The organism is Legionella shakespearei DSM 23087 (genome assembly GCF_000373765.1).
In the GTDB taxonomy this organism is placed as follows: Bacteria; Pseudomonadota; Gammaproteobacteria; order Legionellales; family Legionellaceae; genus Legionella; species Legionella shakespearei.
The window spans coordinates 123,828-137,967 of sequence record NZ_KB892382.1 but is presented as its reverse complement, the minus strand read 5'-3'; the positions used below and the strand labels follow the sequence as shown (position 1 = coordinate 137,967).

Below are 14,140 nucleotides of genomic sequence, written 5' to 3'. Positions count from 1 at the left end.
GCCTTTTCTAAATCCAGGGAGAGATGCAGTTGAATGGGCAGATTTGAGTGCAGGTTGGACGATCGGGTGGGGTGAAAAAAGCGGAGCATACATAAAGTATGTGAGCATTTTTTCACCCCACCCGATCGTTCAAGATGCACCAAATATGCCCATTCAACGGACGGGTTTGCAGTAGGTTTCCTTGACCGTGAAAGCAAGGATCAAAGCAACCAAAGAACATAAAGGCAATATTTTAAGACCCGCCTGAAAATCAGAAAGCAGCAATGTTTCTACATTATAAGCCCTTGATCCGGAAACCATATCAACCAATCGCCCGACTAATGGTTGCAACAAGGCTCCCACAAAAATAGAGGTCATGTTGGTAAACGCAATCGAAGTTCCTACAACATTCCGGTCGTGAAGTTCAGTGGACACCGCATAAGCTATAGCAACTCCTGTATTGGTCAAGCCAAAAACAAAGAAAAGAAGGTAAGCACTGGTTTGGCTTAAATTCGGTAAAAATACAAATAAAGTAGTAAAAACAACGCCAAAAGCGGCAGAAAGGATCATTAAAGGCTTACGGCGCCCCATCCTGTCAGACAGCCAGCCTGATAAAGGCCCGCTAATACCCCAACCAATAAAAATCAAACCAGTAGCAAATGCAGCCGCATGTGCCCCCAACCCACGGCCAAACTGCAAATAAGCAGGGCCTATTGCTTCGCCAATGACCGCAGTGGGGCCAAAAAGAAATCCGGCATACAGAGCATTCAACCAGGTTTGACGGCTGGATAATATGATCTTCAGGCTTTGCAGGATAGTAATGCGGTTAGTGGAGCGTACTTCATGACGATGCTCACCTGGCTTGTCTTGAATAAACTGATAAAGCAGACCAGCCAATGCAATGAATAAAAACGCAATGATAAGCATACTGTGGCGCCAGCCTACATTACTTACCAGGAAAGACACTGGTGCTTCACCCGCAGCAGCTCCTAACATCCCTAAAGCCTGAGTCAGCCCCGCTAATAAGCCTAACATGGTTGGAGGAAACCAGGATGTGGCCAGACGAAGCGAACAAACAAAAGCAAATGCAGCACTAAAGCCTATTAACATTCTACCTATTGATGCCATTAATAAACCATCTGCCAGGCCAAACACACAGCAGCCAAAGGCGGTTACTAAAGACATGGTTGTTAATAACCAGCGGATGCTTAAACGATCAACCGTTAATCCTACAGGGATCTGCATCAAAATATAGGGAATATAAAAAGATGCAGTCAGAATTCCAAAACCTGCCTCATTAATTCCAAAATCAATTTGCAAATAGCGGTGCATTACTCCTGGAGCAACACGCGCCATATAATCAGAAAAATAAAAAGCCGCAGCTAATCCCCAGACTAACCAGGCAAAACCCAGATAATTTTTACGATTACGTTCTTCAGCTTTAGAAGATGCATTTATTTTGTTCATAAGCTCTCTACTTATTATTACGGTCCAGATTCAATTCCCGGTTGGAATAGACGACCTTAAAATCTTCGTGTTGATCCTTGTATCCTGAATAAAACGGTGTGATATACAGCTGTAGTTGATTCAAGCCAAATCTGATTATCAAATGGTTTAGTCAAAACATACATGTTTCATGTCACAAAATAAAACAACAACAAAATACCATATTTATTAAAAAATGGTCAATATAATAGTAAAATCAACTATACATTATACTGCTGTAATCAGTTATTTCAACACATAGTGCGCTTACATTTTAAATTTTGCCATTACATCAATAGCATAGGGTTATATGCAGGGCAAGATCATATTATTTTGAATAGATATTGAGACATGTTTATCGCTTAGCTCCTGTCATTCCCGCGCAGGCGGGAATCCATTTTTCAAAGTGGCACCTCACTTTGTCTGTCAGATGGATCCCCGCCTACGCGGGGACGACACAGTTTGGATTTGTGATGAGCAAAGTATGCGTTTGCCCTGGGGTTATATGTACTAAAATGGTATTTCGGATTTGCTTGGTTTATAATCAATTTTTTTATTACAAGTCTGATATATGAACAGCCTGAATCAAGCCATTAAAGAAGCGATTGAAACTTCCGGAAACATGAAAGAAGCAAACAAAGCTTATCTTGAATTTATCAAAGCGAATTTTATTATTCCCGTAGAGCAAAATGCGGATAGTGAAGAACCTGAAGTGCTCTTCTTGCAAGATCAGGAACACATATTTCTTCCTGTTTTTACAGAAATGAGTTATCTCAATGCCTGGGCAACAGAAATAGCTGCAGATATAAAAATATTGAAATTATCTGGCGTTGATTTGCTTAAGGGACTTGGAGAAAACGTAACCGTTTGCCTTGACATAGGCAGCGATGTATATAAAGAATTCAATCCTTCTGAAACAGCAAGAATGCGATCAATGGTTTTAAAATTATTCAAAAATTAAACCATTACTTTTCTCTCAATACATCCTATTCAATTGAAGAAGCATTTTTGCTCATGCTCTTCAATTGAATGCGAACATCACGCTACCAGCTCCAATAATTGATAACCCACTATGGCTGACGCCGCTATCGCACCACTAATTTCAAAGACTAAAGATAAAAAGCTGTGTTTCTGACAATATTGCTGATCGTTTGCTGCAATTTCCTTTTCGAGTTGGATTTCTTCATTTTCGATGTTGCTTAAATCGAACAAAGGCTTTTCTCCATATGCCCCTGCCCACCAACCTTCCAGCCATTGTTCTGCTTCCTGAGAGCCTTCACGGAAAGGATTATCTTCCTCAGCTACTTCTGAAATAGCACATTCATAACCAAACATATAACACTCTTCATAACTTGGATGATCAATGTTAAATCTTAATTTGATGTGTGGTAATAAGGCTGTTGTATCGTTCATTTTAGTATCCTCTTTTTATGGATCAAAAATATAATTTCTACTATTCAACTGTACTTACTCCTGATTTAATTCATTAAAACAAAGTGCCGGATTCTTTTGCAAAGAGCCCTTAAATGTCGCACTTAAAACAATTTACGACTTAATTTTACCTGCTGCTTTCGAAGTTTAAATATTTACAATTTCTTCACAAAATTCTTTTAAGCTTCGAAATAAAATCAAGTTTACACAGATCTTTTTGATTCTAATTATAGAGGATGCAACTTCCAGGCCAACTTTTTCCATGGGTGGTAAATGCGAAAAAGAATTATCATTTTATTAATATAAATCAATTGGTTATGAGTTGTTATTTTTATTGGTATTAGCAAGTAACCACGTTAAGAGGGTTGATTTAAAATAGACGTAGCCTTGATTACGCTGTCGCTGCACCAAGACTACAGTTTTTATAGCTGGAAACATATCCGGCAAATTCTGCCGGTCAGGGAGCAAGCCTGCGGTGCAGCCAGTTGCCGTCTTGCCGGTAATAATGGATACGGTCATGCAGGCGATTGTCACGGCCTTGCCAAAACTCAATTTCATCAGGAATGACCATGTAGCCTCCCCAATGATTAGGCCTGACCACAGGTTCCTGGGCATGTAATTTAATTAATTCATTTAAACCATTTTCCAGTATGGTGCGATTAATAATTTCCTGGCTTTGGGGTGAAACTATAGCGCTTAACTGGCTTGTAACCGGACGTGAAGCAAAATAATCATCTGATTGGGCCGCGCTTACTTTCTTAACCCGTCCGCGAATTCGTACCTGTCTTGCCATTTGCGGCCAATAGAAGTTAAGGGCAGCATAGGGATTTTTCTGTAGCTGCATGGCCTTGGCACTCTGATAATTGGTGTAGAACAGAAAATTGCCGTCATCCAATCCTTTTAACAAGACAACCCGAGAATCAGGCAATCCTTTTTCATCCGAAGTGGATAATACCATGGCAGTGGGATCATTTTTTTCATTTTGCAGTACGTCTTCAAACCAGCTTTTAAATTGGGCAACAGGATCTGTTTGCGCAGAATCTTCGCTTAAACTCAATTCACCGTAATCGCGTCTGATATCTGAAAGGCTTCTGAAATTGCTCATGGCACGTCCTAATGGCAGAATAATGCCGTCATTATACGCCCAGGAAGTAATATATTGCGAGAGATGGGAATAAAAAATTAAGACCTGGCGGAAGAGCCCTTGCAAAGTGTAGCCCGTATTAGGCGCCAGCCGTAATACGGGAATGAGTTCATTGCCACTCCGATCCCGTATTACGGCTGGCGCCTAATACGGGCTACGAGCTCTGACTCTTCTACACATCTTTTCCATTCCCCGATCTACGTCGTCCTGAGCGCGTCTTTTGGCGCGAAGGATCTCCCGAAAGCGGCATGGTGCCAATATTGGGAGATCCTTCGCGCCAAAAGACGCGCTCAGGACGACGTAAATGGGAGTAATTTACCAGCCAGTTACTTCGGCGATTGCATCACCTAACTCTGCAGGTGAACGCACTGTTCTGACACCAGCTGCTTCAAGAGCTGCATATTTTTCTGCCGCAGTTCCCTTACCACCGGAAATAATAGCACCAGCATGCCCCATACGCTTGCCAGCAGGAGCAGTAACGCCCGCAATATAGGAAACAACAGGCTTTTTCACATGAGCTTTAATGTATTCAGCTGCTTCTTCTTCAGCAGATCCACCAATTTCACCAACCATAATAATGGCTTCAGTTTGTGGGTCTTTTTCAAATAAGGCCAGAGCATCAATGAAGTTAGTACCGGGAATAGGGTCACCACCTATACCAATGCAAGTACTTTGACCAAAGCCTTTATCAGTGGTTTGCTTCACTGCTTCATAAGTCAAGGTTCCGGAACGAGATACAATACCTACTTTACCAGGCAAATGAATAGAACCAGGCATAATACCGATTTTGCATTCGCCGGGGGTAATAATTCCAGGACAGTTAGGTCCAATTAAACGAGCATCCGTATTATTTTCAAGATAAACTTTCACTTGCAGCATGTCTAAAACAGGCACACCTTCAGTGATACAGACAATCAGTTTAATTCCAGCTTCTGCCGCTTCTAGAATAGAATCTTTACAAAACGGAGCAGGAACATAAATCACACTGGCATCTGCTTTGGTTTCTTCAACTGCTTCGCGCATGGTATTAAATACCGGCAATCCCAAATGCAATTGCCCCCCTTTACCTGGTGTCACACCACCCACCATTTTCGTGCCGTATTCAATTGCCTGCTCTGAATGGTAAGTACCTTGTTTTCCGGTAAACCCCTGGCACAGCACTTTGGTTTGTTTATTAACTAATACACTCATCGTTAACCTCGTCATTTTATGGCGTTGCCGCATCTTGTTCTATTTAAGTCGGGCCTATAAACCCGACATGGATGTTGAATTATTAAGCAACAGCTGCCACTATCTTTTTCGCAGCATCAGTAAGGCTGGTTGCAGCAATTACATTCAAATCACTCTTATTCAAAATGTCTGCGCCCAATTGAGCATTATTACCCTCAAGCCGGACTACAACAGGAATTTTTACATCCACTTCTTTCACTGCAGCAAGGATTCCATCAGCTATAAGATCGCAACGAACAATACCGCCGAAAATATTAACCAGGATACCTTTTACTTTTTCATCTGATAAAATAATTTTTAATGCTTCACTGACTCGCTCTTTGGTAGCACCACCACCAACGTCCAGGAAGTTTGCTGGCTCACCGCCGTGAAGTTTGATTACGTCCATGGTTGCCATGGCAAGACCCGCACCATTAACCATGCAACCAATCGTGCCATCTAAAGGAATGTAATTCAGCTCCCAATCACTGGCTCTGTTTTCACGCGCATCTTCTTGTGATGTATCGCGCATGCTTTTCAGTTTTGGCTGACGATACAGGGCATTGGCATCAATATTGATTTTACCGTCCAGGCAAATTAATTGTCCGCTTTTGGTTACAACCAAGGGGTTAATTTCTAACAGGCTTAAATCGCACTCAACAAACATTTTGCCCAGGCTCATCATTAAATGAGTGAACTGTTTGATTTGATCTTCTTTTAAGCCCAGTTTAAAACCAGTTTCACGGCATTGGAAAGGCATAACACCAACCAATGGATCTACAACGATTTTGAATATTTTTTCCGGAGTTTCTTCAGCAACTTTCTCAATTTCAACGCCGCCTTCAGTCGACGCCATGATCACAACACGGCGAGTTGCACGGTCAACCACTGCGCCAAGATAAAGTTCTCTGTCGATGTCACAGGTTTCTTCAACCAATACCGCATTTACAGGTTGGCCTTTAGCATCAGTCTGATAGGTAACCAAATGAGTACCGAGTAATGATTTGGCAACTGCAGCCAATTCATCTTTAGTAGAAACCAGTTTCACTCCACCAGCCTTGCCGCGGCCACCGGCATGAACCTGGGCTTTAACTACCCATCTTGGAGTAGATAATTGCGATGCTACCTGGATTGCATCTTCAACATTATATGCAACTTCTCCACGGGGAACAGGCAGATTATAGCTGGCAAATAATTGCTTGGCTTGGTATTCATGTAAGTTCATTGTAGTTACCTTTATAAAAAGCAAAACCCGTGAATACGGGTCTTGCAGTTAAATGTGATTATTAAACATTAAGTAAAAGACGAGCAGGATCTTCCAATAACTCTTTAACACTCACTAAAAATTGGACTGATTCTTTACCATCAATCAAACGGTGATCATAAGATAATGCAATGTACATCATCGGACGGATCACGATTTCACCCTTCTCTACAACAGGTCGGTCTTCAATTTTGTGCATTCCCAAAATACCTGTTTGCGGTGGGTTAATGATGGGTGTAGCAAGCAGAGAACCAAATACACCACCATTAGTGATAGTAAAAGTACCGCCTTGCATTTCTTCCATAGACAATTTGCCAGTTCTGGCTTTTGTTGCCGCATCATTAATAGCCATTTCAATTTCAGCCATACTCATTTGGTCTGCATCTCTGATAACAGGGACTACCAATCCACGCTCAGTAGATACCGCAATACCAATATCATAAAAGCCATGGTACACAATATCCTGACCATCTATAGAAGCGTTTACAGCAGGAAAACGCTTTAAAGACTCCGCAACTGCTTTAGTGAAAAAGGACATAAAGCCCAGTTTTACGCCATGCTTTTTCTCGAAATGGTCTTTGTATTGGGCGCGCATGTCCATGACGGCTTTTAAGTTCACTTCGTTAAAGGTAGTGAGCATTGCCGCATTATGCTGAGCCTGAACCAAACGCTCGGCAATTTTGGCTCTCAGGCGAGTCATAGGAACGCGTCGTTCTTCACGAGCTCCCATTGGCGCTAAAGCAACATTTGCTTGTTCTTTTTTAGTTTCAGCAGGCTTGGCTGATTTTTCCCTGTTGGATTCAATGTAGGAAATAACATCTTCTTTAGTAATGCGGCCGTCTTTTCCTGAACCTTGAATATCACCAGGCTGTAAATCATTCTCAGCCATCATACGGCGAACTACCGGACTGGTTGATTTATCTTCACTGGCACTGACAGGTGCTGCAACCTCAGCCTTTTTCTCTTCTTTAGCAGGCGTCGCTGCGGGCGCATCACCAGCGGTGATTCGTGCAAGCAACTCGCCCGATCCAACGGTATCACCCAGCTTGTAAATAATTTCACTGAGCACGCCGTCTGCAGGGGCTGGAACTTCCAGAACCACTTTATCAGTTTCCAGATCGACCAGATTTTCATCACGAGTTACTTTATCACCCACTTTCTTATGCCAGGCAGCTACCGTTGCATCAGCTACTGACTCGGGCAGAACAGGTACTTTGACTTCAATAGACATGGTTATACCTTCTCATTGCACGGGCTATAGGCATTAGAAATGCCTATAGCCCTTATTGTTTAAACTTATTTTCCTAGTAAGGCTTGTTCAACTAAAGCATTCTGCTGCTGCGCGTGCAAAGCAGGACTTCCCACCGCTGGTGCTGCTGCAGATTCTCTACCGGCATAAGACAAAGTTTGTTCTGCATTCAGACAATCTTTCATATTATGCTGAGATGAGTACCAAACCCCTTGATTTTGTGGTTCTTCCTGGCACCATACGACCGTCTTCGCTTGCGGGTATTTGGCCAGTTCAGCCATTAAGGCCTTCTTGGGGAATGGATACAATTGTTCAATACGCACTATAGCAACATGATTCAGTTTCTGATCACGACGCATTTGTAGCAGATCATAATAGACCTTGCCACAACATAAAACTACTTTTGTTACTTTTTGTGCCTCTAAATCATCAATTTCAGGAATTACCGTATGAAATTTGCCTTTTGTTAAATCTTCCAGAGGTGAAACTGCCAGTTTATGTCTTAACAGGCTTTTTGGCGTCATTACAATCAAGGGTTTTCTGAAGTTACGAATAACCTGTCTTCTTAATAAATGGAAAATCTGTGCCGGAGTCGTAGGGGTACATACTTGTATATTATGCTGGGCACAAAGCTGCATGTAACGCTCTAAACGGGCAGAAGAATGTTCCGGGCCTTGTCCTTCGTATCCATGAGGCAACAACATGACCAAACCACAGAGACGTCCCCATTTTTGTTCACCTGAACTAATGAATTGGTCAATAACTACCTGAGCACCATTAGCAAAATCACCAAATTGCGCTTCCCAAATCACCAGGAAAGAAGGTTCAGATGATGCGAAACCATATTCAAATGCCAACACCGCCTCTTCAGACAATACAGAATCAATTACACTAAAAGATCTAACCGGATTAGTAGAAATATGTTCTAAAGGAACAAAAGTCTCACCCGTTTCCGTATCGTGCAAAGCAGCATGTCTGTGAGCAAAAGTACCGCGGCCGCAATCTTGACCTGATAATCTGACCCCATAACCTTCTTCCAGCAAACTGGCATAAGCCATAGTCTCAGCGTACCCCCAGTTCATTGGGATTTCGCCGGCAGTCATTTTATCGCGTTCATTAAGTAGACGCTGTACAACAGGATGCAATTCGAATCCGTCAGGTAATTGATTTAATTGTTTTGTTAGCTTTTGTAATTCAGCTTTGGTTATTGTTGTAACGGCTTTATCTGTCCACTTGGCAGTCATGTACGGAGACCAGTCAATGGAGTATTTGCCATCATAGTTTTCATGCACTACTTCAACTACTGCTTTTCCTTGATCCAGGCCGTCACGATATGCCTCAACCATGACATCAAAATTGTTTTTTGTCAGCAAATTCGCAGCGATCAGTTGATCCGCGTAAATCTCACGCAGTGAGCGCATGGACTTAATTTTTTTGTACATTTCCGGTTGGGTTACTGCAGGTTCATCCGCCTCATTATGGCCATTTCGTCTGTAGCAAACCAAATCGATCACTACGTCGCGCTTGAATTTCATGCGGTAATCAAAAGCTATTTGTGTTGCAAACACTACCGCTTCAGGATCATCACCATTAACATGAAGAATTGGAGCCTGAACCATTTTAGCAACATCAGTACAATATAAGGTTGAGCGTGCATCTAAAGGATTGCTGGTTGTAAAACCAATTTGGTTGTTAATAACAATATGAATCGTACCACCCGTTGAGTAACCACGTGCCTGAGAAAAGTTAAAGGTTTCCATCACAACGCCCTGGCCTGCAAAGGCGGCATCGCCGTGAATCACAACAGGAACAACGGTGTCTTTCTTGACCAAATCATGGCGGCGACCCAATCTGGAACGGACAGAACCCTCAACCACTGGACCAATAATTTCCAGATGGGAGGGGTTAAATGCAAGTGCCAGGTGTACTATAGAACCTGATTCCGTTCTCACATCTGATGAAAAGCCCAAATGATATTTTACGTCACCAGTACGTTCGTATTTAACTTTGCCTTCAAATTCCTGGAATAATTGTCCAGGCTCTTTACCCAAAACGTTAACCAGCACGTTCAAACGGCCTCTATGAGCCATACCGATAACGATTTCCTTAACGCCGTCACTTCCGGCATGATTGATGATCTCTTTCATCATAGGAATCAGAGAATCGCCACCTTCCAGGGAAAATCGTTTTTGTCCTACATAGCGAGTACCTAAATAACGCTCCAGACCATCAGCCGCAATTAAATCTTTCAAAATAGCCAGTTTTTTTTCTGAGCTGAATTCAGGGCGTCCACGAACAGACTCCATTCGATATTGCAGCCATTCAATTTCTTCGGCACTGGAAATGTGCATGTATTCGATACCAATACTGCGGCAATAGGTGTCGCGCAGTGCTTTGTGTATTTCACCCAAAGGCATTTCTGGACCATTAAAACTGGTGCCTGCAAAAAAGCTGTGTTTGGGGTCAGTTTTATCCAGTTGATGATAAGCCAGTTCCAGACGAGATACCTGAGGACGCGGGGTCATATCCAGTGGATCAAGATGAGCCGCTAAATGCCCCATGGCTCTGAAGTCATTAATCAGACTGGCAACCTGATATTGTTGGCTGTCAGCAGATTGAACGATCTGAGGTGCTTTCTTTCCTGCATTTTGTAAAAAATGCTCACGAATTGCCTTATGGGACAGTTCAGTGGCTGTTCCATTCACCTTGGGCAGAGCACTAAATACAGCTTTCCAACCGGCAGAAACCGAATCCGGATCAGCGAGATAATCCTCATAAAGACTATCAACATACGCCATACTTCCACCTGATAAATAGGAAGAAGCCCATTCATTTTGCAGATTGGAACTGCTCATTTTTCTCTCCAAAGGGTTTTCTCTCGGACGCTTAGATGAAAACTGTTTCATTAAAACGCCCGTCTATAACATTTAGCGCATCTTGATGATTTATCAAGTTTCCTGCGACAACATTTGTGTTCTGATTTTTGCAATCGCTTGCGTTGGATTGAGTCCCTTCGGGCATACATTCGTGCAATTCATGATGGTTCGGCATCGGAATACACTGAACGGATCCTGTAATTTATCCAAACGGTGTTCGGTTGCCGTATCACGGCTGTCTGCCAAAAATCGTCTTGCCTGTAACAGTCCGGCAGGACCAATAAATTTTTCCGGATTCCACCAGAACGATGGACAAGAGCTGGTGCAGCAAGCGCATAAAATACACTCATAGAGGCCATCAAGCTGCGCGCGCTCTTCAGGACTTTGTAAACGTTCCTGAGCCGGAGCTACTTCATCATTCTGTAAATAGGGCTCGACCTTCTCGTATTGGTGATAAAACTGACTCATATCCACAGCCAAATCACGGATTACGGGAAATCCGGGCAGAGGGCGCAGAACTATTTTATCCGTATTTAACTGGGTTAAATGGGTAATACATGCCAACCCATTGGTTCCATTGATGTTCATACCATCAGAACCGCAAACGCCCTCGCGGCAAGATCGTCTATAGGTTATAGTCGGATCTTGTTCTGCTTTCAAACGTTCAAGTAAAGTGAGCACCATAGGATCACTTTTAGCCGGTATCTCTATCTCATAATCTTTCATGTAAGGTTTGGCATCCACCTCAGGATTATAGCGATAAATCGACAGGGTTATTTTTTTACTATCTGTCATTATGTATCCTCTTTAGTAAACGCGTACTTTCGGCTCAAATGGCTCGATATATTTAGGTGATGTGTTCACTGGACGATAGTCAATGACTTCACCTTCCTCAAAATACAAAGTATGTTTTATCCAGTTCGCATCATCTCTGTCTGGATAATCTTCCCGGCTGTGCGCACCACGGCTTTCAGTACGGGCGATAGCGGACTTGGCAGTTGCATAAGCTGTAGCCATCAGGTTATCCAGTTCCAGAGCGGAAACACGCTCTGTATTGAATATATGGCTTTTATCTTCCAACTTTGCATGAGCCAAACGCTCACGCAGTTCCTGCAGACGTTTCAAACCAGATTCCATCACCTCACCAGTACGGAATACGCCGAAATCTTCCTGCATCACTCTCTGCATGGCATCACGAATTACTGCCGGGCTTTCACCGTCTTTGGACTCTTCCCAACGCGTGTAACGAGCCATGGAAGCTGCGATGTCCTCATCGCTGATGTATGCCAGCTCAGGCATTTGGTTTGACTGCCATAATTCTTCAACATGCAAGCCAGCAGCGCGGCCAAAGACCACCAGATCCAACAGTGAGTTTCCGCCCAGGCGATTAGCGCCATGAACCGAGACACAGGCACACTCACCTACGGCATACAAGCCTTCTACCAGCTGTTCTTCGCCATTGGTTTTATTAATAACCTGGCCATACATGTTAGTAGGAATGCCTCCCATACTGTAATGGCAGGTAGGAACAACCGGAATTGGTTCTATAATGGGATCGACACCCGCGAATTTCATAGAAAGTTCACGTATTCCAGGCAGACGTGACATGATAAGATCAGCACCCAAATGATCCAGCTTCAGCTTCACGTGATCGACCCCCTGAGGATCAAAGCCTTTACCGGCCCTGATTTCCAAAGCCATGGAACGGGCAACAACGTCTCGTGACGCCAAATCTTTTACTCTTGGAGCATAACGCTCCATAAAGCGCTCACCGTCTTTATTGATTAAATAACCACCTTCACCGCGGCATCCTTCAGTAACCAAAGTTCCAGCGCCTGCGATTCCGGTAGGGTGAAATTGCCACATTTCCATGTCCTGCAAGGGAATCCCGGCTCTTAAAGCCATTCCAAAACCGTCCCCGGTATTAATGAAGGCATTGGTTGTGGATTGATAGATTCGTCCAGCACCACCTGTTGCAAGAATACATACACGTGTCTGGAAAAAGACCACTTCTCCGGATTCTATATTCATGGCAGTAACACCACAAATCTGGCCACGAGAATCTTTAACAAAATCAAGGGCATACCATTCACTGAATACGTGGGTTTTTGCTTTCACGTTTTGTTGGTACAAAGTATGTAGCAGTGCATGACCGGTTCTGTCAGCTGCAGCACAGGTTCGCGCTGCCTGTTCGCCACCAAAATTCTTGGATTGGCCGCCAAACTGGCGTTGATAGATTTTACCATTATCCATACGTGAAAAAGGTAACCCCATATGCTCCAGCTCATAAACTGCTTCGGGGCCTGTTTTACACAGATACTCGATACAATCCTGATCACCGATGTAATCAGCACCTTTTACAGTGTCGTACATGTGCCAGCGCCAATCATCAACATCAGAATTTCCTAAAGCAGCGGTAATCCCGCCCTGAGCGGAAACAGTATGCGAGCGTGTTGGGAATACTTTGGATAGCAAGGCTACTTTTAATCCCGAATTTGCCATCTGCAGTGCGGCACGCATTCCGGCGCCGCCAGCGCCAATAATTACTGCATCAAAGGTGTTACGTGCAATTGCCATACTCATTGTCCCCAAACGATCATTAAGCCCCAGATAAACTGACTAAGGAGCCATAAAGCGACTAGTAATTGTACTGATAATCGTATTACAGTGCATTTCATGTAGTCGGTAGTTACTGTCCAGATACCTATCCAGGCATGTAATGTAAGAGCCAGTAAAGCGATAGCAGTCGCAATCTGAAACAGCATATTGGCAAATAAAGCCTGCCATTGTTCAAAACCCAAATCCGGGTGTGCTATTAAAAAAACAAGGAGAAAGATGGAGTACACTGCAAAATAGACTGCAGTAACACGCTGAATCAGCCAATCCTTTAATCCGTTACCCGTTAAACTCGTGACATTAGTTACCATATCCAGATTCCTAGAAAAATAGTCGAAATAACAGCAAGAACTATAACCAGAATGGCAGTATGCCGACCTGTGTCAAGATGCTCACCAAAACCCATATCCATGAGAAGATGCCTGATTCCAGCCAACACATGATAAGCCAGTGCTGCGCTAAACGCCCATAAAATCAGTTTGTAAAAAGGGTTATCAATCATTATTTTCATTTGTGTAAACGCTTCTGCAGACTGCAGGGATTGGCTTAAGATAAATAACATAAAGGGTAACAATACAAATAAAAGAACTCCTGAAATCCTATGTAGTATTGACGCAATAGCCATAGGAGGAAATTTCAAACTACTTAAATCAAGATTAACCGGTCTTTTCTTGTTCACTATTAGTTTCTTCCTCATAAGAAAATGTTTTAAATACAGCTGAGTCCCAGAGACAACGCGCGCAAGCTACTTCATCACAATCCATTTTGATGAGTTTCGTGTAGCCCGGTTGCTTGCAACCGGGAACTGATGCTCGTTACACAACCAAAGTTCTAACCAAGTCTCCATTCCCGGCTGCAAGCAGACCGGGCTACAAAAACATCTTAAG

General features: G+C 43.1%; 12 protein-coding genes. 1 reads left to right on the top strand and 11 read right to left on the bottom strand.

The features are described from left to right. Positions 1-153 precede the first annotated feature (153 nt). On the bottom strand, positions 154-1,446 hold the full coding sequence (locus tag B094_RS0101745) for an MFS transporter (RefSeq protein WP_018576067.1): 1,293 nt from the start codon (positions 1,444-1,446) through the stop codon (positions 154-156). A 589-nt stretch (positions 1,447-2,035) separates the two neighbouring features. Between B094_RS0101745 and B094_RS0101740 the strand changes: the two genes are divergently transcribed. Continuing rightward, a complete protein-coding gene (locus B094_RS0101740; protein ID WP_018576066.1) occupies positions 2,036-2,425 on the top strand; it encodes an SseB family protein in 390 nt (129 codons plus the stop codon). 77 nt (positions 2,426-2,502) lie between these two features. Here B094_RS0101740 and B094_RS0101735 read toward each other — a convergent pair whose 3' ends face one another. From B094_RS0101735 to sdhC, 10 genes are all read right to left on the bottom strand, one after another. Beyond that, positions 2,503-2,877 (bottom strand): hypothetical protein, encoded by a 375-nt coding sequence (locus tag B094_RS0101735; RefSeq protein ID WP_018576065.1) that lies wholly within the window; start codon positions 2,875-2,877, stop codon positions 2,503-2,505. A gap of 475 nt (positions 2,878-3,352) precedes the next feature. After that, positions 3,353-4,000 (bottom strand): pyridoxamine 5'-phosphate oxidase, encoded by a 648-nt coding sequence (gene pdxH / locus B094_RS0101730; protein ID WP_018576064.1) that lies wholly within the window; start codon positions 3,998-4,000, stop codon positions 3,353-3,355. Positions 4,001-4,354: 354 nt separating this feature from the next. Continuing rightward, the gene (sucD, locus tag B094_RS0101725) at positions 4,355-5,230 is read right to left on the bottom strand and encodes a succinate--CoA ligase subunit alpha (RefSeq protein WP_018576063.1); all 876 of its coding nucleotides are present in this window, start codon (positions 5,228-5,230) and stop codon (positions 4,355-4,357) included. Between the two features lie 82 nt (positions 5,231-5,312). Beyond that, positions 5,313-6,473: an ADP-forming succinate--CoA ligase subunit beta gene (gene sucC, locus B094_RS0101720; protein WP_018576062.1), complete on the bottom strand. Its 1,161-nt coding sequence runs from the start codon at positions 6,471-6,473 to the stop codon at positions 5,313-5,315. Positions 6,474-6,534: 61 nt separating this feature from the next. Next, positions 6,535-7,743, bottom strand: a complete 1,209-nt coding sequence (gene odhB, locus B094_RS0101715) for a 2-oxoglutarate dehydrogenase complex dihydrolipoyllysine-residue succinyltransferase (RefSeq protein WP_018576061.1) — start codon at positions 7,741-7,743, stop codon at positions 6,535-6,537. 65 nt (positions 7,744-7,808) lie between these two features. Next, positions 7,809-10,616: a 2-oxoglutarate dehydrogenase E1 component gene (locus tag B094_RS0101710; protein ID WP_018576060.1), complete on the bottom strand. Its 2,808-nt coding sequence runs from the start codon at positions 10,614-10,616 to the stop codon at positions 7,809-7,811. Positions 10,617-10,709: 93 nt separating this feature from the next. Further along, positions 10,710-11,432, bottom strand: coding sequence for a succinate dehydrogenase iron-sulfur subunit (locus tag B094_RS0101705; RefSeq protein WP_018576059.1), 723 nt, complete (start codon positions 11,430-11,432; stop codon positions 10,710-10,712). Positions 11,433-11,444: 12 nt separating this feature from the next. Next, positions 11,445-13,214: a succinate dehydrogenase flavoprotein subunit gene (gene sdhA / locus B094_RS0101700; protein WP_026253834.1), complete on the bottom strand. Its 1,770-nt coding sequence runs from the start codon at positions 13,212-13,214 to the stop codon at positions 11,445-11,447. A gap of 2 nt (positions 13,215-13,216) precedes the next feature. After that, a complete protein-coding gene (gene sdhD / locus B094_RS0101695; protein WP_018576057.1) occupies positions 13,217-13,564 on the bottom strand; it encodes a succinate dehydrogenase, hydrophobic membrane anchor protein in 348 nt (115 codons plus the stop codon). After that, complete coding sequence (gene sdhC / locus B094_RS0101690; protein ID WP_026253833.1) at positions 13,558-13,932, bottom strand: succinate dehydrogenase, cytochrome b556 subunit; 375 nt, start codon at positions 13,930-13,932, stop codon at positions 13,558-13,560. The genes sdhD and sdhC overlap by 7 nt, the downstream gene beginning before the upstream one ends. Positions 13,933-14,140 lie beyond the last annotated feature (208 nt).